23 protein-coding genes are annotated in these 22,469 nt (G+C 72.7%); 6 read left to right on the forward strand and 17 right to left on the reverse strand.

The features are described from left to right. Position 1: 1 nt before the first annotated feature. The 3 genes from NAMU_RS15315 to meaB are packed head-to-tail and all read right to left on the reverse strand — an operon-like array spanning position 2 to position 3,083. Complete coding sequence (locus NAMU_RS15315; protein ID WP_138180238.1) at positions 2-1,144, reverse strand: ABC transporter permease; 1,143 nt, start codon at positions 1,142-1,144, stop codon at positions 2-4. Beyond that, positions 1,141-2,043 (reverse strand): ABC transporter ATP-binding protein, encoded by a 903-nt coding sequence (locus tag NAMU_RS15320; protein WP_015748303.1) that lies wholly within the window; start codon positions 2,041-2,043, stop codon positions 1,141-1,143. The genes NAMU_RS15315 and NAMU_RS15320 overlap by 4 nt, the downstream gene beginning before the upstream one ends. A 32-nt stretch (positions 2,044-2,075) precedes the next feature. After that, positions 2,076-3,083 (reverse strand): methylmalonyl Co-A mutase-associated GTPase MeaB, encoded by a 1,008-nt coding sequence (meaB, locus tag NAMU_RS15325; protein ID WP_015748304.1) that lies wholly within the window; start codon positions 3,081-3,083, stop codon positions 2,076-2,078. A gap of 17 nt (positions 3,084-3,100) precedes the next feature. Between meaB and mce the strand changes: the two genes are divergently transcribed. Further along, the gene (gene mce, locus NAMU_RS15330) at positions 3,101-3,592 is read left to right on the forward strand and encodes a methylmalonyl-CoA epimerase (RefSeq protein ID WP_015748305.1); all 492 of its coding nucleotides are present in this window, start codon (positions 3,101-3,103) and stop codon (positions 3,590-3,592) included. Further along, positions 3,589-5,121 (forward strand): coiled-coil domain-containing protein, encoded by a 1,533-nt coding sequence (locus NAMU_RS15335; protein WP_015748306.1) that lies wholly within the window; start codon positions 3,589-3,591, stop codon positions 5,119-5,121. Before mce ends, NAMU_RS15335 begins: the two co-directional genes overlap by 4 nt. A 127-nt stretch (positions 5,122-5,248) precedes the next feature. Here NAMU_RS15335 and NAMU_RS15340 read toward each other — a convergent pair whose 3' ends face one another. The 8 genes from NAMU_RS15340 to rpsB form a co-directional block, all read right to left on the reverse strand. Further along, positions 5,249-6,853, reverse strand: a complete 1,605-nt coding sequence (locus tag NAMU_RS15340; protein ID WP_015748307.1) for a hypothetical protein — start codon at positions 6,851-6,853, stop codon at positions 5,249-5,251. After that, positions 6,829-7,722 (reverse strand): ABC transporter ATP-binding protein, encoded by an 894-nt coding sequence (locus tag NAMU_RS15345; protein ID WP_015748308.1) that lies wholly within the window; start codon positions 7,720-7,722, stop codon positions 6,829-6,831. Before NAMU_RS15345 ends, NAMU_RS15340 begins: the two co-directional genes overlap by 25 nt. Before the next feature lie 69 nt (positions 7,723-7,791). Further along, the gene (locus NAMU_RS15350; RefSeq protein ID WP_217180427.1) at positions 7,792-8,526 is read right to left on the reverse strand and encodes an alpha/beta fold hydrolase; all 735 of its coding nucleotides are present in this window, start codon (positions 8,524-8,526) and stop codon (positions 7,792-7,794) included. Positions 8,527-8,534: 8 nt separating this feature from the next. Continuing rightward, positions 8,535-9,368 carry a phosphatidate cytidylyltransferase gene (locus NAMU_RS15355; RefSeq protein ID WP_015748310.1) on the reverse strand — a complete coding sequence of 278 codons (834 nt, stop codon included), beginning with the start codon at positions 9,366-9,368 and terminating at the stop codon, positions 8,535-8,537. Continuing rightward, positions 9,368-9,925, reverse strand: a complete 558-nt coding sequence (gene frr, locus NAMU_RS15360) for a ribosome recycling factor (RefSeq protein WP_015748311.1) — start codon at positions 9,923-9,925, stop codon at positions 9,368-9,370. The genes NAMU_RS15355 and frr overlap by 1 nt, the downstream gene beginning before the upstream one ends. Then, positions 9,922-10,695 carry a UMP kinase gene (gene pyrH / locus NAMU_RS15365; protein ID WP_015748312.1) on the reverse strand — a complete coding sequence of 258 codons (774 nt, stop codon included), beginning with the start codon at positions 10,693-10,695 and terminating at the stop codon, positions 9,922-9,924. The genes frr and pyrH overlap by 4 nt, the downstream gene beginning before the upstream one ends. Next, complete coding sequence (tsf, locus tag NAMU_RS15370; RefSeq protein ID WP_015748313.1) at positions 10,695-11,519, reverse strand: translation elongation factor Ts; 825 nt, start codon at positions 11,517-11,519, stop codon at positions 10,695-10,697. The genes pyrH and tsf overlap by 1 nt, the downstream gene beginning before the upstream one ends. Positions 11,520-11,651: 132 nt before the next feature. Continuing rightward, the gene (gene rpsB / locus NAMU_RS15375; RefSeq protein WP_015748314.1) at positions 11,652-12,542 is read right to left on the reverse strand and encodes a 30S ribosomal protein S2; all 891 of its coding nucleotides are present in this window, start codon (positions 12,540-12,542) and stop codon (positions 11,652-11,654) included. 379 nt (positions 12,543-12,921) lie between these two features. Here rpsB and NAMU_RS15380 point away from each other — a divergent pair, with 379 nt between their 5' ends. Continuing rightward, positions 12,922-13,434 (forward strand): M23 family metallopeptidase, encoded by a 513-nt coding sequence (locus tag NAMU_RS15380; RefSeq protein WP_015748315.1) that lies wholly within the window; start codon positions 12,922-12,924, stop codon positions 13,432-13,434. Position 13,435: 1 nt separating this feature from the next. On the opposite strand, the gene NAMU_RS15385 is transcribed toward NAMU_RS15380, so the two are convergent. Continuing rightward, on the reverse strand, positions 13,436-14,446 hold the full coding sequence (locus NAMU_RS15385) for a tyrosine recombinase XerC (RefSeq protein ID WP_015748316.1): 1,011 nt from the start codon (positions 14,444-14,446) through the stop codon (positions 13,436-13,438). A gap of 100 nt (positions 14,447-14,546) precedes the next feature. On the opposite strand from NAMU_RS15385, the gene NAMU_RS15390 reads away from it, so the two are divergent. Genes NAMU_RS15390 through NAMU_RS15400 form a run of 3 tightly spaced genes read left to right on the forward strand, consistent with a single transcriptional unit; the run spans position 14,547 to position 17,715 of the window. After that, positions 14,547-15,140: a DUF4956 domain-containing protein gene (locus NAMU_RS15390; RefSeq protein WP_015748317.1), complete on the forward strand. Its 594-nt coding sequence runs from the start codon at positions 14,547-14,549 to the stop codon at positions 15,138-15,140. Further along, the gene (locus tag NAMU_RS15395) at positions 15,137-15,934 is read left to right on the forward strand and encodes a polyphosphate polymerase domain-containing protein (RefSeq protein ID WP_015748318.1); all 798 of its coding nucleotides are present in this window, start codon (positions 15,137-15,139) and stop codon (positions 15,932-15,934) included. Before NAMU_RS15390 ends, NAMU_RS15395 begins: the two co-directional genes overlap by 4 nt. Continuing rightward, positions 15,931-17,715, forward strand: coding sequence for a carbohydrate-binding domain-containing protein (locus NAMU_RS15400; RefSeq protein ID WP_015748319.1), 1,785 nt, complete (start codon positions 15,931-15,933; stop codon positions 17,713-17,715). Before NAMU_RS15395 ends, NAMU_RS15400 begins: the two co-directional genes overlap by 4 nt. A gap of 174 nt (positions 17,716-17,889) precedes the next feature. Here the strand turns inward: NAMU_RS15400 and NAMU_RS30255 are convergent, their stop codons facing one another. The 5 genes from NAMU_RS30255 to NAMU_RS15425 all read right to left on the reverse strand — a co-directional run bounded on the left by NAMU_RS30255 (position 17,890) and on the right by NAMU_RS15425 (position 22,432). Further along, complete coding sequence (locus tag NAMU_RS30255) at positions 17,890-18,240, reverse strand: hypothetical protein (RefSeq protein ID WP_015748320.1); 351 nt, start codon at positions 18,238-18,240, stop codon at positions 17,890-17,892. Further along, positions 18,237-19,160: a ParA family protein gene (locus tag NAMU_RS15410; protein ID WP_015748321.1), complete on the reverse strand. Its 924-nt coding sequence runs from the start codon at positions 19,158-19,160 to the stop codon at positions 18,237-18,239. Before NAMU_RS15410 ends, NAMU_RS30255 begins: the two co-directional genes overlap by 4 nt. Positions 19,161-19,278: 118 nt before the next feature. After that, positions 19,279-20,550 (reverse strand): DNA-processing protein DprA, encoded by a 1,272-nt coding sequence (locus tag NAMU_RS15415; RefSeq protein ID WP_015748322.1) that lies wholly within the window; start codon positions 20,548-20,550, stop codon positions 19,279-19,281. Next, complete coding sequence (locus NAMU_RS15420; protein ID WP_015748323.1) at positions 20,547-22,067, reverse strand: YifB family Mg chelatase-like AAA ATPase; 1,521 nt, start codon at positions 22,065-22,067, stop codon at positions 20,547-20,549. Before NAMU_RS15420 ends, NAMU_RS15415 begins: the two co-directional genes overlap by 4 nt. Beyond that, positions 22,067-22,432: a YraN family protein gene (locus NAMU_RS15425; protein WP_015748324.1), complete on the reverse strand. Its 366-nt coding sequence runs from the start codon at positions 22,430-22,432 to the stop codon at positions 22,067-22,069. Before NAMU_RS15425 ends, NAMU_RS15420 begins: the two co-directional genes overlap by 1 nt. Positions 22,433-22,469: the final 37 nt, after the last annotated feature.

The following is a 22,469-nucleotide window of genomic DNA, read 5'->3' on the forward strand; positions in this document are numbered from 1 at the left end:
GTCAGGCCGCGTCCCAGCGGAAGAACCGGGTGGCGATGAACGTCACGACGGCCGCAAACAGCAGCAGGATGCCGATCGGCAGCAGGGCCGCCTGCGGTCCCTCACCGCGTACCATGACGTCCTTCATGCCCTCGACCAGGTAGGTCATCGGCAGGAAGCGCCCGATGGTGGCCAGCCAGGCCGGCGCCGACTCCAACGGCACGAACGCGCCGGACAGGAACGCCATCGGCAGGGTGATCAGGTTGGCCAGGCCGCTGCCACCCTCGACCGTCTTGGCCACCGAGCCGACGAACAGGCCGATGGCCAGGAACGCCAGAGTGCCGGCGATCACCAGCGGGAACGCCATGTACCAGGCGCCGGAGAGCTGCAGGCCCAGGAACGGCAGCACCGAGATCCCCACGAACAGCACCAGCTGGGCCAGGGCCACCGCCACCGAGACCACCACCCGGGAGGTCACCACGGTCGCCGTGGACACCGGCGCCAGCCGCAGCCGCCGCAGCAGCTTCTTCTCCCGCCAGGTGATCAGCGTCATGGCCGCGCCGAACACCGCGCCGATGGCGATGCCGTAGCCGATCATGCCCGGGGCGATGAACTGGATGGGTTTGAGTGATTCGTCCTCGACCTGCTGGGTCTGCAGCGTGTAGGTCGGCGGCACCCCGGACGCGCTGATGTTGGCCTCGTTGACGAAGGCGTTGAAGATGCCCTGCACCGAGGCGGCGGTGACCTGGTCGGCCGAGGAGTAGTGCACGATCAGCGTGTCGCCCTGCTGTTCGATGGCCGCGCCGGCGTCGCCCTTGCGGACCTCGTCGAGCGCGGCGGCCAGGTCGGTGCCCGGAGTGATGGCCACGGCCTGCTCCAGGGCGGCCCGGGCCGGCTCGGGCAGCGAATCGATCACCGCGACGTCGCCGACCTCGATGACCTTGGGCGCCGACGACGAACCGCCGCTGAAGACCGTGCCGAAGATGACGATGAAGAACAGCGGGAACAGCACCGAGAAGCTGACGCTGAGCCAGTCCCGGTAGAAGCCCTTGAACATCGCCGTGGACAGGCTGACGAAACCGCCCCAGCCGGAGGGCCGCGCGGCGACCGCGGGCGCGGCGGAGGGCTGCGGCGCGGCGGTCTTGGTGGTGTTGGTCTGGCTCATGCGCGGTACTCCCGTCCGGTGAGCTGCAGGAAGACGTCCTCCAGGGTGGCGCCGCGGACCTGCAGGCCGGCCAGCGCGTCCATCCCGGCCAGGGCCTGCAGCACCGGGGCCGGCCGCCGGGTGGAGATGACGGTGGAGCCGGTGTCGCCGGACACCGACTCGACTCCCTCCAGGCCCGCCGCCTGCTGCTGACCCAACGCCGCGGCCTCCACCGAGATGCGGACCGGCGCGTCCAGGTCGCGGACCAGGTCGGCCGGCGGGCCCAGCTGCAGCACCTTGCCGCCGTCCATGATCGCCACCCGGTCGCAGAGGATCTCCGCCTCGTCCATGTAGTGGGTGGTCAGCACGACCGTCTTGCCGCGCTCGTTGATCGCCCGCAGCACGTCCCACAGGTTGCGCCGGGCCTGCGGGTCCAGGGCCGCCGACGGCTCGTCCAGGAAGACCACGTCCGGGTCGTGCACCAGCGAGCAGGCGATGGACAGCCGTTGGGCCTGCCCGCCGGAGAGCTTCTCGGCCCGGGTCGAGGCCTTGTCGGTCAGGCCGACCAGCTCGAGCATCTCGTCGACCCGGGCCGCCGGCATGCCGTACAGCGAGCCGAAGGTGGCCAGCTGCTCCCGGGCGGTCAGCCGCTCGAAGAAGGCCGAACCCTGCAGCTGCACCCCCATCCGGCCCAGCAACGCGGTGTTGCGGGGCCAGACCGGCTGGCCGAGCAGGGTGATCGTGCCCGAATCGGGTTGCCGCAGCCCCTCCATCATCTCGACCAGGGTGGTCTTGCCCGCCCCGTTCGGCCCGAGGATGCCGAAGAACTCGCCCTCCCCCACCGCGAGCGAGACGTCGTCGACCGCCGCGACCGACCCATAGCGTTTGACCACGTGCTCCGTGGTGATCGTGTGCGCCATGCCGCCGACGGTACAGCGGCCGGGCGATCGAGTCAGCCGCCGGTGGTCAGCATCCGCAATACCCGGGCGGCGGCCGCGTGCGGGTCGACCGTTCCGTCGGCCACCTGCGCGGCCGCCGCGGCCAGCAGATCGCGGCCGGCCGGGGCGTGCAACGACTCCTGCAGCCGGCGCAGCGCGATCGCCTCGACCGCGGCCTGGGCCCGGCGCACCGCCCGCCGCTGCGGGCCGGGATGCTCCGCCAGATGCTCGCGGTGGGCGTCGACCGCGGCGACCAGCTCGTCCAACCCGACCGGGCCGCCTCCCGCCGGCGAGCCGGCGGCGATGGTGGTCAGCACCGGCACTCGCCAGGCGGCGCCGCCGGCCTGACCCGACCGGCCCAGGGCGATCATCGACCTCAGATCGCGCACGGTGGTGGCCACCCCGTCCCGATCGGCCTTGTTCACCACCAGCACGTCGGCAATCTCCAGGATGCCGGCCTTGGCCGCCTGCACCCCGTCGCCCAGGCCGGGCGCCAACACCAGCAGCACGGTGTCGGCCAGGCGCAGCACGGCGACCTCGTTCTGCCCGACCCCGACGGTCTCGACGATGACGACGTCGAACCCGACGGCCGCGAGCAGGTCGGCCGCCCCGGCGGTCGCCGCCGACAGCCCCCCGAGCTCGCCGCGGCTGGACATCGAGCGGATGTAGACGCCCGGGTCGGTGCTGTGCTCGCCCATCCGGACCCGGTCGCCGAGCAGCGCACCGCCGGAGAACGGGCTGGACGGATCGACGGCCAGCACCGCGACCCGGGCCCCGCGGGCCCGGTAGCGGCCGATGAACGCGGTGACCAGGGTGGATTTGCCCACCCCCGGCGGCCCGGTGACGCCCAGCAACCGGGCCCGGCGCGGCCGTCCGACCAGCGCCGCGGACACCGCGGCGGCCCGATCCTCGCCCGACTCGATCAGGGTGATCAGCCGGGCCGTGGCGCGCACCGAGCCGCGGGCGGCAGCGGCGATCAGTTCCTCGATCCGACCCGCGCCGGAAGCGGGCCCGTCATGCATGGGAGCTACCGTAGGGCATGCCTGTGCAGCCGTCCGCGATCGACCACGTCGGCATCGCCGTCCCCGACCTGGACGCGGCCATCGCCTTCTACACCGACACCCTCGGCGGCCGGCTCGCCCACCGGGAGACCAACCCGGCCCAGGGGGTGCAGGAGGCGATGATCGAGTTCGGCCCCGGCGCCCAGGTGCAGCTGCTCGCCCCGCTGGGCCCGGACTCCACGATCGCGAAATTCCTGGACCGCAACGGGCCCGGACTGCAGCAGCTCGCGCTGCGGGTGCCTGATGTGCAGGTGGCGGCGCAGGCGGCCCGCGCGGCCGGGGTCCGCACCCTGTACGACGAGCCGCGGGTGGGCACCGCGGGGTCGGCGATCAATTTCCTACATCCCAAGGACACCGGCGGGGTACTGGTGGAGCTGGTGCAACCGGCCCCGGTCATGCATTCCGGCCACGACGCACCGGGCGCTGCTTCCGCGGAGTCGGCGCACCCGAGTGGAACGATGGTGAAATGAGCACGAACGAGTGGCTGCCGGCCCAGATTCCTTTTGACCTCGTCCGGCGCGGCTTCGCCCCCGACCAGGTGACCGCGCATCTGGAGCGACTCGAGTACGACCTCCGGATCGCGACCGCCAACAGCGACGCGACCAACCAGCGCCTGTCCGAGGTGTCGGCGCAGCTGGAGGCGACCACCCGGCAGGCCGACGAGCTGCGCGCCCAGCTGGACAACATGGCCCGGGAACCCGTCTCGATGACCGGCCTGTCCAACCGGATGCAGCGCATGATCCGGCTGGCCGAGGAGGAAGCGGCCGAGATCCGGGCGCGGGCCAACACCGACGCGGACAAGATGCGGGCCGCGGCCGCCGACATGAGCGCCCAGACCTCGGCCGAGCGGGAGGCGTTCGACCTCGAGCGCGAACGCACCCGCCGCCAGCTGGCCGACCAGGTGCGCGACCTGCTGGCCGAGGCGACCAACGAGGCCGAACAGACCCGCTCCAGCGCCCGCCAGGAATCGCAGGCCGCCCTGTCCTCGGCCACCGCCGAGGCCGAACGGCTGGTCAGCGAGGCGTCGGCGGAATCCCGGGCGACGCTGACCGCGGCCCGGGACGAGTCCCTGGCCACCCTGACCGCGGCCCGGACCGAGTCCGAGCAGACCCTGCTGGCCGCCCGGACCGAGGCCGCGCAGACCCTCGGCGCGGCCCGGGACGAGGCCGAGCGGCTGACCGCGACGGCCAAGGCCGAGCGCGAGCGGCTGGACGCCGAGAGTTCCGCCCGCCGCGCCGCGGTCGAGGAGGACTTCGAGATCGCGATCAGCTCCCGCCGGGCCGAGGCGCATCAGCGGCTCACCGAACGTGAGGAACTGTCGGTCGCCGACGCCAAGCAGCGGATCGCCGATGCCACCGCCGAGTCCGAGCGCCTGGTCGCCGAGGCGACCGCGCACGCCGCGGAGCTGGTGCGGCGGGCGGCCGCGCAGTCCCACCAGCGGGTGGCCGAGGCCGATCAGGCGGTCGGCGACCTGACCTCGCTGCGTGAGCACGTCCTGGACCAGCTCGCGTCGCTGCGCGAGCACCTGAGCCAGGTGGACAAGCTGGCGGCCTCCGGGCCGGCCCTGCTCGATCCGCCGGCCGCCGAGGCCAACCGCCCGGTGACCGCCGACTTCCCGGCCGATCCCGATCAGCGACCGACCGGACTCCCGGCCGGTTACGACCAGGAATCCGGACCGTGGGACGAGGTGACCGTCGAGTCACTGCGGGCGCAGCAGCGTGAGGTCACCGTGCCCGCCCCGGCCGAGGACCGGGCCGAGTCCGGCTCCGCCGACGGGCCCGATGCCGCCGCCGGGTCGGTGGCCGAGTCGACCGACGACAAGCTGTCCGCGCTGGCGGCCGACTTCGACCGCCCCGAGCCCTCGCCGCAGTTCCACGACTCCGACACCGACACCTTCGCCCGGGTGGAGGCCGGCACCGTGGACGACGAGTCCGGTGAGGCGGGCCAGCCGCAGCGGACGGGCCTGCGGGCCTTCGCCGACCGGGCCATGGGCCGCTGACCCGCTGCGTCGATCAGCACCGACACCACTGCCCCGGAGCCATTGGCTCCGGGGCAGTGGTGTTGGTGTGCCGGTGTTGGTGTGCCGGTGTTGGTGTGCCGGTGTTGGTGTACCGGAAACGGAACTACTAGACCCGGTCCCCCGCCCGAACGATCTCGAAGATCTCCGGGGCGCTGACGAGGAACTTGTCGGCGGTCAGCCGCACCGAGATCAGCAAGGCGAGCCCGCCGACCAGCGGGCCGACGACCAGCGCGACCCATCCCCACACCGGCGCGACCAGCAGGGACAGCACCAGGCAGATCACCGCCGGCAGCGCGACCACGATCCCGCCGAGCAGGAAGCCGAAGCTGGCCGCCGCGGTGCGACCCTTCTGCCCCGGCACGCTGGAGGCGAACATTGACTTGCGGCTCTGCGGCTGGGCGTACGGCATGGCCGCGGACATGTAGCAGGAGACCGCGACCGCCCCGAGCAGGGCGGCCAGACACACCCCGACCGCGGCCGGCACCTGGGCGAGATCGTCGTGGGCAATCGCCTGCACGGCGATGCCGACGAGCACGATGAGCACCCCGGGCACGATCGCGACCAGCGCGTGGCCGAGCACCTCACCGCGGGCCCGCATCCGGTCGGTCACCGTCTGCAGGTGCAGCCACAGCCCGGAACCTTCGACGCCGTACTGGTTTCCGGCCTGCGCACCACACAGCAGGGCGCCCAGCGCCACCGCGAAGATGGCCCCCGACCCGCGGACCACGACGAACGGCCAGGCGATGGTCAGGATGATCACCATCAGCCAGGGCATCCGGCGCATCGGGTCGCGCCACGCGAGCAGCCGGTCGCGCCCGGCGACCACCTTCATCGTGCCGATCACCCCGACCGCGACCGCAGTGCCCTCGGCCCCGTGCGACGGCGCGGACCCTTCGGTCGAGGACGGCACGGTGGTCAGATTGCGCCGCAGCGCCACCGCCCACCACCACCAGGCCAGACCCAGTCCGGCCAGCGCGATCACCGCGGCCAGCGCGGCTCGGCCCCACTGGCCGGCGTCGACCAACGCCGGCAGCGTGGCCAGGGCGCCGGGCGGGGTCCATTGCAGGATCTCGGCAACTCCGAGTACCCCGCCGCGGATGGCGTTGCCGTTGGCCGAGGAACTCGCGGTCGGGTTGTTCACGAACACCACGAACAGCATGTAGAGCACGAAGACGCCCAGCCCGACGGCCATCCCCAGATCCCGGCCGCGGCGGCTGCTCATCAGCGCCGACATCGAGGTGGAGGCGGCTCTGGACAGCACCACGCACAGCAGCAGCTGCACGACCATGCAGGCCAGCGCCACCGGCAACAGGGACCACGGCACGCTCAGGGCCACCGCCACCCCCAGCAGGACGATGATGTTGGCCAGCGGCAGGTACCCGATCAACGAGGTGACCAGCAGGCCCACCTGCAGGGTCTGCGGGCGCAGCGGCAGCAGCGCGAATCGCTGCGGGTCCACCGTTTCGTCCACACCGAAGGCCACCAGCGGGGTGAGCATCCAGCCGACCAGCTGCAACGTCAGCAGGGTCACCATCACCGGGACGGCGTCCACCGGCACCAGCCGGAGCGTGCCCAGGCCGAACGCGATCAGCAGCAGCAGGATGCCCAGCACGGCGAACCCGATGGCCATCCAGACCTTCTTGGCGCCGCTGGCGGCGCGCAACCGGCTGGTGACCAGGTGCCATTTCAGGCTTGCGAAGACCCCAACCACGACAGACCCCCCTCCTGCATCTCGGGCGCACCGACCAGATGCATGAAGGCGTCGTCCAGGCTGGCCGCGTCCCCGCGGACCGCGGCGATCTCCCCGGCGGCGATGATGCGCCCGCCGCCCATCACCGCGACGTGCGTGCACAACCCCTCGACCAGAGCCATCACGTGCGAGGAGAACACCACCGTGCCACCGGCGTGGGTGTACTGGGTCAGCACGGTGCGGATGATCCGCGCCGACACCGGATCAACGGCCTCCAGCGGCTCGTCCAGCAGCAGCAGGGCCGGCGAGTGCAGCAGCGCGGCGGCCAGGGTGATCTTCTTGCGCATCCCGGTGGAGTAGTCGGCGACCAGCTTGTTGCCGGCATCGTCCAGGTCGAGCACCCGGATCAGCTCGGCCGAGCGCTGCTTGACCACCTCCAACGGCATGCCGCGCAGCCGCCCCAGGTAGCTGAGCAGCTCGGGCCCGGACAGCCGCTCGAACAGTCGCAGCCCGTCGGGCAGCACACCCATCCGGGCCTTGGCCGCGGCCGGATCGGTCCACACGTCCACGCCGGAGACCAGGACCCGGCCCGAGTCCGGTCGCAGCAGCCCGGTGACCATCGACAGCGTGGTGGTCTTGCCGGCGCCGTTCGGGCCGACCAGGCCGAAGAACGATCCGACCGGGACGTCCAGGTCGATGTGATCGACGGCGACGCGCGGCCCGAATGCCTTGGTCAGCCCGCGCAGCACCAGGGCCTGGCCGCGGGTGGCGGCCGCCAGCTCCTGGGCCCCCGGATAGGCCGGGAGCGCCCCCGGCGTCAACGGCGGTTGTGGTGTCAATGTCGTCGCAGGCGGCCATGATTCGTCACCGACGGTGTTCGGATTCCCCATGCCGTCCACCCTGCCACAGGCCCGCGACAGTTCCGGCTGCGCCGCCGGCGGCCAGGCGCGCAGAATCGTTCAGAACCGCCGGCTCAGCCACCCGATCAGGGCGTCGGCGAAACCGACCGCATCCTCGGCCGGGGTCAGGTGCCCGGAACCGGCCAGTTCGACCAGTTCGGCCTCCGGCGCGGTCGCCGCCAGCTGCCGGGCCACCTCCGGCGGGGTGACCGCGTCCTGGTCGCCGACCACGACCAGCACGGGAACGGTGATCACGGCCAGGGCCGCGGTCGAGTCCGGCCGGGCGGCCATGGCCCGCTGGCCCCAGGCGATGGTGGCCGCCGGCACCGCCCCGGCGATCGCCGCCAGTTGCACCCGGATCAGGTCGGAGGTGCCCGCGGCCACCAGCGGCGCGATCGCGTCCGGCCCGGCGGCGATCTCGCCCCGGTCGGCGCGCTCGGCGGCCGTGCGGCGGCGTTGCCGGGCGGCGTCGTCGTCGGCCCCGCTGCGGGTGTCGGCCAGCACCAGCCCGGCGATCCGATCGGGATGCCGCCGCAGCAGGTTCAACGCGATGTACCCACCCATGGACACGCCCCCGACGATCGCCCGGTCGATGCCGGCCGCGTCCAGCTCGGCCAGCACGTCATCGGCGAGGACGGTGAGATCGGGGGCGGCCGCGCCGAGCGGGGGGCCGGCGCCGAAGCCACGCAGATCGGGCGTCAGCAGGCGGGTACGGGCGGCCACCGCCGGCCGGATTGCGTCGAACATCCGGGAGTCGAGCGGGAAGGCGTGCAACAACACCACCGGCGGGGTCACGCCCCCGATCATGCCAGGGTCGGCACCAGCACGGTCAGCAACGCCCAGGTCACCACGGCGGAGGGCAGCAGCGAATCCATCCGGTCCATCAGGCCGCCGTGCCCGGGTAGCAGGGTGCCCATGTCCTTGACCCCGAGGTCCCGCTTGATCAGCGACTCGGTCAGGTCGCCGACGGTGGCGGTGACGGCGATGGCGACGCCGAGCAGCAGCCCGACCCACCAGTGCCCACCCAGCAGCAGCCAGACGCACAGCGCACCGGCCAGCATGCAGGCGGCCAGCGACCCGCCGAAGCCCTCCCAAGACTTCTTGGGCGAGATGGTCGGCGCCATCGGGTGTTTACCGGCCAGCACGCCGGCGGCGTAGCCGCCGACATCATTGGCCACCACCAGGATCAGGAAGGTCAGGATGCGCTGGGCGCCGTCGGCGGGCACCAGCATCAGGGTGGCGAAGCCGGCGAACAGGCCGATGTAGACGGTGACGAACACCGACGCCGACAGGTCGGCCAGATAGCCATCGGCGCCCAGCCGGAACCGCCACACCATGCACAGCAGGGTGGTGGCGGCGATCCCGATGCCCAGGGCGGCCGGACCGTAAGGCCAGGCCAGGGCCATCGTGGCCACCGACCCGGCGGCCACCGGGATCCAGCTGATCCGCAGACCGCGGGCCCGCAACAAGGTGCCCTGCAGCTCCCACACCGACACCGCGACCGCCGCGGCGATCACGATCAGGAAGGTGATCCGGTAGGTCAGCAGCGACAGCAGGGCGATGCCGCCCAGACCGACACCCACGCCGATCGCCATCGGCAGGTTGCGGCCGGCGCGCGATCCACTCTGGGCTGCCATCAGACTTCGAGCAGCTCGGCTTCCTTGTGCTTGACCATCTCATCCACCTGGCTGGTGTAGCGGTCGGTGATCTGCTGCAGTTCCTTCTCGGCGCGGGTGACGTCGTCCTCGCCGACCTCGCCGTCCTTGACCAGCTTGTCCAGCACCTGCGTGCACTTGCGCCGGATGTTGCGGATCGAGACCTTGGCGTCCTCGCCCTTGGACCGGGCGGTCTTGCCCAGTTCGCGCCGCCGCTGCTCGGTGAGCTGCGGGAACACGACGCGGATGACGATGCCGTCGGTGGTCGGGTTGACGCCCAGGTCCGAGTCCCGGATCGCCTTCTCGACGGCGTGCAGCTGGCTGGAGTCGTACGGCTTGATGACCGCCATCCGCGCCTCCGGGATGTTGATCGCCGCCATCTGGGTGATCGGCGTCGGCGCGCCGTAGTAGTCGACCTGGATGCGGCCGAACATATTGGGGTTGGCCCGGCCGGTGCGGAGCGTGGCCAGGTCGTCCTTGGCCACGCTCACCGCCTTCTCCATCTTCTCTTCGGCGTCGAAGAGTTCCTCGTCGATCATTCGCCGTGCCCTTCCCGCTGCGTCCGGTTCTCCTGGCGAGGGGGTGTGTACACCAGGGTGCCGATGGTTGCCCCACGCACAGCTTTACCGATATTGCCGTCGGTCAGCAGGTTGAACACGATGATCGGCATGTCGTTGTCCATGCAGAGGCTGAAAGCGGTCGCGTCGGCGACCTGCAGGCCCTTTTCCAGCACCTCGCGGTGCGTGATCTCGTGGAACATGGTCGCGTCCGGGAACCGGCGCGGATCCATGTCGTAGACGCCGTCGACGGCCTTGGCCATCAGCACCGCCTCGGCGCCGATCTCCAGCGCCCGCTGGGCGGCGGTGGTGTCGGTGGAGAAGTAGGGCATGCCCACTCCGGCCCCGAAGATGACCACCCGACCCTTTTCCAGGTGCCGTTCGGCCCGCCGCGGGATGTAGGGCTCGGCGACCTGCCCCATGGTGATGGCGGTCTGCACCCGGGTGTCCAGGTGGTGCTCGCGCTCCAGGAAGTCCTGCAGCGCGAGGCAGTTCATCACCGTGCCGAGCATGCCCATGTAGTCGGCGCGAGCCCGGTCCATCCCGCGTTCGTGCAGCTGGGCGCCCCGGAAGAAGTTGCCGCCGCCGATGACGACGGCCACCTGGATGCCCTCGGCGACGACCTCGGCGATCTGTTCGGCCACGGTGGAGACGACGTCGGGGTCGACCCCGACGTCGCCGCCGCCGAACATCTCGCCGCCCAGCTTGAGCACGACCCGACGGAACGGGCGCCGCGGCTGCACCTGCGGCATCAGGCGGTGCCGACCTCGAAGCGGGTGAACGCGGTCACCGTGACCCCGGCCGCGGACAGCAGCGCTCCGACGGTCTTCTTGGAGTCCAGCACGGACGCCTGCTCGGTGAGCACGGCCTCCTTGAAGAAGCCGTTGACCCGACCCTCGACGATCTTGGGCAGGGCCGCCTCCGGCTTGCCCTCCTCGCGGGCGGTGGCCTCGGCGATGCGCCGCTCGCTGTCGATCACGTCGGCCGGGATGGCGTCGCGGGAGACGTAGCGGGCCTTGAGCGAGGCGATCTGCATCGCGGCACCCCGGGCGGCCTCCGCGGCCTCCTCCGACGAGCCTTCGTAGGCGACCAGCACGCCGATGGCCGGCGGCAGGTCGGCCGACCGCTTGTGCAGGTAGACGGTGGTGGCGCCGTCGTACTTGACGACGCGGCGCAGCTCGACCTTCTCGCCCATCTTGGCCGAGAGCGCGTTGATCTCGTCCTCGACCGTGCCGGTGCCCAGCGCGGCGGCCAGGACGGCGTCGACGGTGATGCCGGCGTCCAGGGTGGCGGCGACGTTGACGATCCGCTCCCCCAGGTCCTGGAACTCGGCGTTCTTGGCGACGAAGTCGGTCTCGCAGTCGAGCTCGATCAGCGCGCCGCCGACCGCGGCCACCAGGCCGTTGGCCGTCGTGCGCTCGGCCCGCTTGCCGATGTCCTTCGCACCCTTGATGCGCAGGAATTCGACAGCCTTGTCGAAGTCGCCGTCGGACTCCTCCAGAGCCTTCTTGCAGTCCATCATGCCGGCGCCGGTGAGCTCCCGGAGCCGCTTGACATCAGCCGCGCTGATAGCCATGTCGGCGGTGTTCCTTGTCTGTGCTGGTCGCGAGGTACTGGTCGCGACGGGATGTACTCGAATGCGTCGAGGGACGGGGACGGGTCGGGCCCGGGCGCGGACGATGAGGGTCCGCGCCCCGGCCCGGCTCGATCAGGCTTCGGCGGTCGCCGGCTCGTCGGCCGGGGCGGCCTCGACGGTCGGCGCGGCCTCGGCGGCCGGCGCAACCTCAGCGGCCGGCACAGCCTCGGGGGCGGCGGCGTCAGCGGTGGTGGCGACCGGCTGCTCACTGGCAGCCAGCAGCTCGCGCTCCCACTCGGCCAGCGGCTCCTCCTGGGTGCCACCGGCGGCGCCACCGCTGCGGGCGATCAGACCGGCAGCGACCGCCTCGGCGATCACCTTGGTCAGCAGCGCGGCCGAGCGGATCGCGTCGTCGTTACCCGGGACCGGGTAGTCGACCTCGTCCGGGTCGCAGTTGGTGTCCAGCACCGCGACGACGGGGATGTTGAGCTTGCGCGCCTCGCCGACGGCGATGTGCTCCTTCTTGGTGTCCACGATCCACACGGCCGAGGGGACCTTGGCCATGTCGCGGATGCCGCCCAGGGTCTTGGCCAGCTTGTCCTTCTCGCGGGTGAGCAGCAGCACCTCTTTCTTGGTGCGCCCCTCGAACTCGCCGCTGGTCTCCATGGCCTCGAGATCCTTGAGGCGCTGCAGCCGCTTGTGCACGGTCTGGAAGTTGGTGAGCATGCCACCGAGCCAACGCTGGTTGACGTACGGCATGTTGACCCGGGTCGCCTGCTCGGCGATGGCCTCCTGGGCCTGCCGCTTGGTGCCGACGAACAGGATGGTGCCGCCGTGGGCGACGGTCTCCTTCACGAACTCGAACGCGCGGTCGACGTACTGCAGGGTCTGCTGCAGGTCGATGATGTAGATGCCGTTGCGCTCGGTGAAGATGAACCGCTTCATCTTCGGGTTCCAGCGCCGGGTCTGGTGTCCGAAGTGGACACCAGCGTCCAGCATCTGGCGCATGGTCACGACAGCCATGGGCCGTCCTTCCTGAGGCGGCGTTCGCGCCCGATTCCGGGCACGCGAACGCGGGGTTCGGTTGTCGCCGCGAGTCGGGTGACTCGAGGCCCTGACGCCTTCCGGACGCACCGCCCTGGACCCGGCGTCAGCCGTGACCGAGGACCTCGATGCGCCGCGGGCCGAGTGGGATGGACTGCGTCCCGATTGGCAGCAAGGCGTGCGAAGTCAGCCCACCGGTGGCGGGCTGCCTGACCAGGGTAGCCGATCGAGGGGGCCGCCGGGGCCACCCACACCGGCACCAGTTCCTACCCGGCTACGGGTTATCCCCATGCCACCAGCTGTCCACATTCGCGCGGTTCGTGACCCGGCCGCCGGCCCGAGCCGCCAGGCTGGCCGGATGGGTGGACTGCGGTTGTTCGCGCTGGTCGTGCTGCTGGCCGGGGTCGGCCCGGCCCCGCCGGCCGTCCCGGTCCCCGCTGCCGTGCCCGCTGCCACCGGGTTCGTGCTGCCGATCCCCGGGCCGCCGCTGGTGCTCACCGCGTTCGCGCCGCCCCCCACCCGGTACGGCGCCGGCCATCGCGGGGTCGACCTGGGTGCCGCCGCCGGCGTGGTGGTCGCCGCGGCCGGGGCCGGGCGGGTGGTGTTCGCCGGCGAGCTGGCCGGCCGCGGGGTGATCTCGGTCGAGCACGAGGGCGGTCTGCGCACCACCTACGAGCCGGTGACGGCCTCGGTCGCCGCCGGATCGCCGGTCGCCGCGGGGCAGCCGATCGGCACCCTGCAGGCCGGTCACCCCGGCTGCGCCCCGGCGAGTTGCCTGCACTGGGGCGCCCGGCTGCCGGACGGGACCTACCTGGACCCGCTGGCCCTGCTGCGGCCCTGGGCGGTGCGGTTGTGGCCGTGGGACGGCTGACTCACGCCCGCGGATGAGCCTGCCGGTAGATCGCGGCCAGCCGCTCGGTGGACACGTGGGTGTAGATCTGCGTGGTGGCCAGGCTGGCGTGGCCGAGCAGCTCCTGCACGGTCCGCAGGTCCGCGCCGCCCTCCAGCAGGTGGGTGGCCGCGGTGTGCCGCAGGCCGTGCGGGGCGATCTCCGGAGCCCCGTCGACGGCGGCGGTGCGCCGGTGCACGAGGGTGCGCACCGCCCGCGGGTCGATCCGCCGGCCCCGCCGGCCCAGGAACACCGCGGCGCCCGACTCGTCGTCGGCCAGCACCGGTCGCCCCCGATCCAGCCAGTCCCCCAGGGCCCGGTCGGCGGGCAGCCCGAATGGCACGGTCCGCTGCTTGTTGCCCTTGCCCAGCACCCGGATGACCCGTCGGTGCCGATCGATCGCGTCCAGGTTCAGCCCGGTCAGCTCGGACACCCGGATCCCGGAGGCGTAGAGCAGTTCCAGGATCGCCTGGTCGCGCCGGGCCATGGCCTGCTCGACGGCGCTGGTGCCAGTGCCAGTGCCGGTGCCGGTGCCGGTGTCCGGCGACTGGTCCGGGGCGGAGACCGCCGGAGCGTCGAGCATCTGGTGGGCCTGATCGGCGCGCAGCACCGCCGGCAGCGTCTTGTCCGCCCGCGGCGCGGCCAGCCGGGCGCCGACGTCCTGCGGCAGCCGGCCGGTGCGATGGGCCCAGGCGCAGAACGAGCGGGCCGCGGCGGCCCGCCGGGCCAGCGTCGCGCGGGCGGCGCCGGTGGTCCGCTGCCGGGCCAGCCAGCTGCGCAGCACCGGCAGGGTGAGGTCGGTCAGCTCCGCCGGCCGGTCCCCGGTCATCCGGCCCAGGTGGTCCAGCAGCGAGACCAGGTCGGCCAGGTAGGCGGTGACGGTGGCGGGCGACCGGTTGCGTTCGGCCGACAGGAACGTCCGGTAGCGCTCGAGATCGCGGACCAACGGCGCGGGCAACCCGTCCCGGAGCTCGGCGGTCGAGGTGCGCACCACCGCATCGTCCCATGCGTGGCGGCTTCTGGGCCGGCGCACGGCCGGCACACAGCTTCGGGCGTTTGCATCGACGTCATCACCCGTTCACCTGGAGGATTCCGTGTCGCAGCTTGCGATTTTCGCCGCCGACTGGCTGGCCATCAGCCTGCTCGTCTTTGCCCTGTATTTCCCGCGACACCGGCGCCGCGACCTGGTGGTCGCGTTCCTGGTCGTCAATATCGGCGTGCTGGCGGTGGCCAGCGTGCTGTCCACGACCGCGGTCGCGGCCGGCGTCGGGCTGGGCCTGTTCGGCGTGCTCTCGATCATCCGGCTGCGCTCCACCGAGTTGGAGCAGCACGAAGTTGCCTACTATTTCTCGGCTCTCGCGCTCGGCCTGCTGGCCGGCCTGTCCCCCACCCCGGACTGGGTGACGCTCACGCTGATGGCGATGATCGTCGTGGTGATGGTCGTCGGCGACCATCCGCGCCTGCTGCGGCGCTACCGGCACCAGCTGATCGTGCTGGATCAGGCCTACCCCGACGAGACCGTGCTGATCGCCCACCTGGAGCAGACCCTGGGCGCCCGGGTGCACCGGATCGTCGTGCAGCGGCTGGACCTGGTCAACGACACCACCACGGTCGAGGTCCGCTACCAGCTGGCGGCCGAGCGGACCAGCCCGGTCGGGGCGGCCGGCCGCACCCTGGTCGCCCGATGACGATCACCGAGATCCGCCCCGCGGCAAGCACTGTGGAGCCCGAGTTCGACGTCATCGAGCTGCCCGAACTGCTCGAACGAGCCGCGCTGCAGGACCGGGTGGACCGCAAGTACCTCCTGCCGGCGGCGGCGTTGGACCCGGTCCTGATCGACCTGGCCGCGCAGGCCCGGATGTTGCAGATCGACGGCCGTCGCGACTTCGGGTACGAGTCGGTCTACTTCGACACCCCGGACCTGGCCTGCTACACGCTGGCCGCGCGTCGCCGGCGCCGCCGGTTCAAGATCCGCACCCGGTCCTACCTGAACCCGGCGCCCGGGTCGGCGGCCTGCTGGTTGGAGGTCAAGACCCGGGACCGGCGCGGCCACACGGTCAAACAGCGCCAACCGCACCAGGGTTCGCCGGACACCCTGGATCGGGCCGGGCGGGAGTTCACCGATCACGTGGTGGTCGGCGCGCAGCTGCCCGGGACCTGGGGTGTGCCCCTGCAGCCCACGTTGATCACCCGGTACCGCCGGCGCACCCTGTTCCTGCCGGCCAGCCGGAGCCGGGTCACCGTGGACACCGACCTGCGGTGGAGCCTGCCGGACGGCCGCGAGATCGCGGTGCCCGGCCTGTCGATCGTCGAGACCAAGACCGTCGGGCCGGCCTGTGCCGCCGACAAGCTGCTCTGGCGCAACGGATCCCGCCCCAGCCTGGTGTCCAAGTACGGCACCGGCCTGGCCGCGCTGCGCCCCGAATTGCCCGCCCACAAATGGCACCGCGTCCTGAACCGCTACTTCTGGAGTCCGTCGTGAAATTCCTCAATCGCAAGACCCTGCTGCCCGTGGTGCTGTCCCTGGCCCTGGTCACCGGCGCCTGCTCGACCGCCGCAACCACGGCCGGCACCACCTCGAGCACCGCATCGAGCACCGCGTCGAGCACCGCCGGCAGCACGACCTCGAGCGCCGCCCAGACGCTGGCCGAGAACGCCGCCGTCGAGCCGGTGGCCGACACCTCCGGGCAGACCCAGGAGACGATCACCCTGTCCGGGACGGGCGCCAGCAGCAGCTCCGCCGCGGTCACCGTGGCCGAGGGCACGGTCACCATCACCGCGGCCGGGACCTACCGGATCAGCGGCACCCTGACCGACGGCCAGCTGGTCGTCGAGGTGCCCGGCGACGGCGTGGTCACCCTGATCCTGGACGGCGCCGAGATCACCAGCTCGACCGGTCCCGCGCTGCTGGTCAGCGACGCCCAGTCCGTGGTGGTGCAGCTGGCCGACGGCACCCAGAACACCCTGTCCGACGCCAGCACCTATGCCCAGACCGGCACCAGCACCGACACCGACACCCCGAACGCGGCCCTGTACAGCACGGCCGACCTGACCATCACCGGAGGCGGCGCGTTGACGGTGCACGGCAACGCCGCCGACGGCATCACCAGCAAGGACGGGCTGGCCATCACCGCCGGCACGATCGCGGTGAGCGCGGTCGACGACGGTATCCGCGGCAAGGATTACCTGGTGGTCTCCGGCGGCACGGTCACCGTGACCGCCGGCGGCGACGGCCTCAAGTCCGACAACGACGAGGACGCCACCAAGGGCTACATCGCGGTCGAGGGCGGCTCGCTCACCGTGACCGCGGCCGGGGACGGCCTGGATGCGGTCACCGACGTGGTGGTCTCCGCCGGCACCCTGGCCGTGACCGCGGGCGGCGGCCACTCGGCCGGCGTCGCCGACGACACCTCGGCCAAGGGCCTCAAGGGCGCGGTCAGTGTGGTGGTGGACGGCGGCACCGTCACCGTCGACGCCGCCGACGACGCCGTGCATGCCAACGGGTCGGTCACCGTCAACGGCGGCACGCTGAGCCTGGCCTCCGGTGACGACGGCGTGCACGCCGACGGGGAGGTGGCCATCGCCGGCGGCACGCTGGGCGTCACCGAGTCCTACGAGGGCATCGAGGGCGCGACCATCACCATCTCGGCCGGCGAGACAACGGTGACCAGCGCGGACGACGGCATCAACGCCGGCTCGCAGCTGACCATCGGCGGCGGGACCATCGTGGTCGACGCCGACGGCGACGGCCTGGACTCCAACGGGTCGATCGCCATCAGCGGCGGCACCACCGTGGTCAACGGACCGACCGAGAACATGAACGGGGCGCTGGACACCGACGGCAGCTTCACCATCACCGGCGGCGTGCTGCTGGCCGCGGGCAGTTCCGGCATGGCCGAGGCACCGGACGCCTCGTCCGCGCAGGGTTGGGTCGCGGTGTCCTTCAGCGCGGCGCAACCGGCCGGCACGGTGGTGCACATCGCCGCCGCGGACGGCACCGTGCTGGCCTCGTTCACGGCCAGCAAGGCGTTCTCGTCGCTGGTCTACTCCTCGGCCCAGATCACCAGCGGGGCCAGCTACACGGCCTTCACCGGCGGATCGGTCCAGGGCGAGTCGATCGGCGGTCTGACCACCGGCGGCGGCATCGACGGTGCGACCTCGGTCGGCACCTTCACCGCCGGCCAGGCCCCGGCCGGGGGCATGGGCGGGATGGGCGGCGGGATGGGCAGCGGAATGCCCGGCGGGCAGCGGCCGGGCGGCTGACCCGCCTTCCGGCCGCCACGGCGGCCGGGCATCGGCCGCCGACTCCCCGTTGGGGCTGGAAGGCGGGGTGCTCCACCCTGATCGGTCGGGCGTCGGCCGGGGACATCGGGTGGAGCATCCTGTCGTCATCTAGGAGCACTCCGCCCGGGGATACGTACATCGAGCGCGAACGGTTCAGCGGCGCAGCCGGCTCATTCCCGGTAGCTCGGCGACCTGGTGGGCCAGCCGCAGGCCGACGTCACGCTGCAGGTCCAGCAGGGCCTGCAGCATCGCGAAGTAGCGCTCGGCCAGGGCGACCGGATCGAACAGCCCAACCGGCTCCGGAGCGGGCGCTCGCGGCGCCGGCGGAACCGGCGCGATCGGGGCGGCCTGCTGGGTCGGGGCGGCTTGCGGGGTCGGGGCGGCCGGTGTGCTGGGCGCGGCCGGCTCCGGCTCGGCGGCCGGGGCGCCGAGCCAGCTCAGCTTCGGCTCGGCGGTGTCGCTGCCGTTGAACAGTCCCTCCAGTTTCGGGCGCGGGGCGTTCATACGGCGACCTCCAACCGGCGCGATGCGCCACCTTTACGAGCCTTCATCGCGGCCAGCACTTCGTCGGCCAGGGCCGCGTAGTCGCCGGCCAGGCCGGCGGCCGAGGAGTCCCGGCTGAGCAAGGTGTCCCCGGCGTCCGCGGGCGTGCCCTCGCGGAGGCGGGACAGCCGCTTGCGGGTGTCCGAACGGTGCAGCTCGGTCAGCTCGTGCGGCAGCACGCCACGGCTGCGCATGTCGACCGCGGCGCTCTCCAGGTAGCGGATCGAGGTGGGAAACACCGGGGCCGCGTCGCCCAGGGTCTCCTGCAGCGCGCTGCGCACCCGGGCCTGCATGCGGGTGCTGCCCGCGCGGACCCCGAACAGGACGACGCCCAGCAGGGTCAGCTTGGGGTTGACCGCGCGGGCGGCGGCGAACCGCTGCGCGACGACGACCAGGCCGTCCAGGCTGGCCTCGTCCGACCGGGTGGGGATGATCAGGAAATCGGCGGCGGCGAAGACCAGCTCCTGCAGGATCGGCTCCCCGGGCGGGGTGTCGACCAGCACGACGTCGTAGTCGGCGCCCTTCTTCTCCGGGGCAACCTTGGCCAGGGCCGGCTTGAGTCCGGGCAGGGTGGCGCCGCGAGCGCCGCGCGCGGTGAAGGCCGGGCCCACGTCCCACAGGGCGGGCCCGCCGGCGACCACGTCGAGTCGATCCCGGACGCCGCGGATGACCTCGAGCGGCAGGCCGTGGGTGATGGCCAGGGACAGGTTGCTGCCGTCACCGGCGGCGTAGCCGAGGTCGCGGGCCAGGTTGGCCTGCGGATCGGTGTCCACCACCAGCACCCGGGAGCCGCCCGACGCCAGTTGACCGGCCAGTCCGGCGGTCAGGGTGGTCTTGCCGACCCCGCCCTTGCCGTTGGCGATCGCCACGACTCGTCGCATGGGCGCACATCCCTTCGTCGCGTGTACGAGCGAATCGTCCCGTCCGGAGGGGACCGGGCGGAAGTGCCACGCCGAGACGTACGGAAGATGCCGGCCCACGCGGCGGCCCGAGACACCATCAGCCTATCTGCCGCGGCGGTGTCCCGCGGTCGGGTCGCACCCGGCGCCACTGCGGTCCGTCCTGGTCGGCCAGACCGTGCAGTTGCAGCACGGCCAGCGCCCCCATCACGGTGGCCGCCGGCAGCCCGGACTCGACGACCAGTTCGTGTACCGACGTCGACCCGCGGGTGGGGAACGCGTCGTAGACCCGGGCGTTGGTCGGCTCCAGGCCGTCGGTGGGATGCCGTGGGTCCTCCCCCGGCACCGCCCCGTCGTGCGGTCCGGGCACGGCTCTGCTCTCCAGCCGCCCGGTCCGGCCCGTCCGGCCCAGCGCGGTCAGCACGTCGTCGGCCCCGGTGACCAACTGCGCGAACCGGTCGGCCAGCAGTAGGTGGCAGCCCACCGACATGGCCGAGGTCACCGGCCCCGGCACGGCCATCACCATCCGTCCCAACTGTTCGGCGGCGGCCGCGGTGGACAAGGTCCCGGAGCGCCGCCCGGCTTCGACCACCACGGTGGCCGCTCCGAACGCCGCGATCAGCCGGTTGCGCACCAGGAACCGGTGCCGGGCCGGCACAGTGCCCGGCGGGTATTCACTGACCACCGAGCCGTGCCGGGCGATCAGGTCGAGCAGGTCGCGGTTGGCCTCCGGATAGGCCCGGTCGATGCCGCAGGCCAGCACGGCAACGGTGACCGACCGCGGCTCGTCCGGGGCCGACCGCACCACCTGCAGCGCCGAGCGGTGGGCCGCCGTGTCGATCCCGAACGCGGCGCCGGAGACCACCACCGACCCGGCCCGGGCCAGCTCATAGGCCATCTCGCCGGCCACCCGCGTCCCGTACGGGCTCGACGCCCGCGACCCGACCACCGTCACGGCCCGGTCGGGCAACCCGGTCAGCGGCCGGCCTCGCACGTACAGGGCCAGCGGCGGGCCGGCCCCGCGCACCCCTCGGGCCATCGCCCCGGCGAACGCCGACACCGCGGCGCCCGGCCACTGGTCGTCCGGCGGCCCGATCAGCCGCGCCCCGACCCGAGCGGCCGCGACCAGGTCCGCCTCGGCCCGGGCCACCAGCACGGCCGGGTCCACCCCGTCCACCCGGGCGGCGGTCGCCGACAGCACCGCCCGGGGCGCCCGCCGGGCCAGCACCGCCTGCCAGGCCGCCTCCGGCCCGTGCCCCTGGACGTAGCGGACCAGGGCCGCGCTGGGTGGCTCGCAGGCCCGCAGCAACCCGGCCAGGGCCACCCGTTCCGGCTCGAGCTCCCCGCTCGATTCCGCGGACAGGATGCTCATGACGCCTCCGCGCAGCGCAACGCCAACGCCGAGGCCACGTCGGCGACCGTGGGCACGTCCCGCCCGGCCAGGTCGGCCACCGTCAACGACAACCGCAGCACCCGGTCGTAGCCCCGGCCGGTTAACCGGCCCGTCCGCACCGCCCGATCCAGCAGGTGCGCCGAGCCGTCATCGGGTGACCACATCCGGCGCACCACCGCACCCGGCACCTGCGCGGTGCACCGCCACGGCGTCTCCCGCCACCGGAACGACGCCCGGTCCCGCGCCGCCCGCACCCGCTGCGCCACCACCGCACTGGACTCTCCCTGTCCCCCGGCCGCCGTCAGGATCGATGGGGGTAGCGCCGGCAGGTCGATCCGGATGTCCACCCGATCCATCAGCGGACCCGACAGCCGGTTGAGGTACGAGCGCCGCTCGTGCGAACCGCACCGGCAGTCGGCGTCCTTGGCCGCCGCGCACGGACAGGGGTTCGCGGCCAGCACCAGCTGGAACCGGGCGGGGAACCGCACCACCCCGGACGCCCGGGCCAGCACCACCGAACCCTCCTCCAGCGGCTGCCGCAGCGCGTCCAGGGCCCGGCGACCGAACTCGGGTGCCTCGTCCAGGAACAGCACCCCGCAGTGGGCCAGGCTGACGCTGCCGGGACGGATGGGGGCCGACCCGCCGCCGATGATCGCCGCCTGCGACGCGCTGTGGTGAGGGTCGACGAACGGCGGCCGGGTGATCAACGGCATGCCCTCGTCGAGCAGGCCGGCCACCGAGTGCACCGCGGTGACCTCGAGCGACTGCTCGTCGTCCAACGGCGGCAACACTCCCGGAAGGCGCGAGGCCAGCATGGTTTTCCCGGCCCCGGGCGGCCCGATCATGGCCAGGTGGTGGCCACCGGCGGCGGCCACCTCCAGGGCCAGGCGCGCCTCGGGCTGGCCGAGCACGTCGGCCAGGTCGGGCGCATCACGATCCGATCCCGCCGGCCCGGGCGCGACACCCTTGACCATGGCGTGGTTGCGGCCCATCAGGCTGGCGATCAGGTCGGCCAGGGTCGGGGCGCCCCAGACGGCCATCCCGGTGACCAGCGCGGCCTCAGCCAGATTGCCCAGCGGCACCACGGCCCGGGTCCGGCCGGCCGCGCGGGCGGCCAGCAGCGCCGGCAGCACGCCGCGGACCGGCCGCATCGCACCGTCCAGACCGAGCTCGCCGATCAGCACGCACTCGCCGGCCGCTCCCGCCGGCACCACTCCGGCGGCCGCGAGAACGGCGACGGCCAGGGCGATGTCGTAGCCGGCGCCGCTCTTGCGCAGGCCGGCCGGGGACAGCGCCAAGGTGATCCGCCGGTCCGGCCACTTGTGCCCGGAGTTCACGATCGCCGCCCGGATCCGGTCCCGCGACTGGATGATCGCCGGGTCGGGCATGCCGATCACCGCGGTCCCCGGGAGCCCGGCCGACAGATCGGCCTCGACCGTCACCAGATGACCGGTGACCCCGGTCAGACCGATCGACCAGGTGCGCGCCAGCGTCATCAGAACGCCTGCTCGCGATGCTCGATCCGGGGCGACTGCCCGGCCGGCCAGAGCACACCGATGACGTCGAACCGCATCGTCGGGAAGGCGGTGACGCGGTTCTGGGACAGCCACAGCAACCCGAGCCGGCGCAGCTTGCGCCGCTTGCCCTGGGTGACCGCCTCGAACGGGGACCCGAAGCCGACCCCGCTGCGGGTCTTGACCTCGCAGAACACCACCGTGGTGGCGGCCTGGTCGGTCGCCACGATGTCCAGCTCGCCCTCGGTGCACCGCCAGTTGCGGTCGAGGACCCTGAGCCCGGTCTCCTCCAGATGCCGGGCGGCCAGTTCCTCGCCCCGCCGTCCAAGTTCGTCTTTCGCAGCCACCGGCTCACTGTGCGGGACGCATCACCGGCCCCACCGC

Origin of the sequence: Nakamurella multipartita DSM 44233, from assembly GCF_000024365.1 — a bacterium.
GTDB classification, from domain to species: domain Bacteria; phylum Actinomycetota; class Actinomycetes; order Mycobacteriales; family Nakamurellaceae; genus Nakamurella; species Nakamurella multipartita.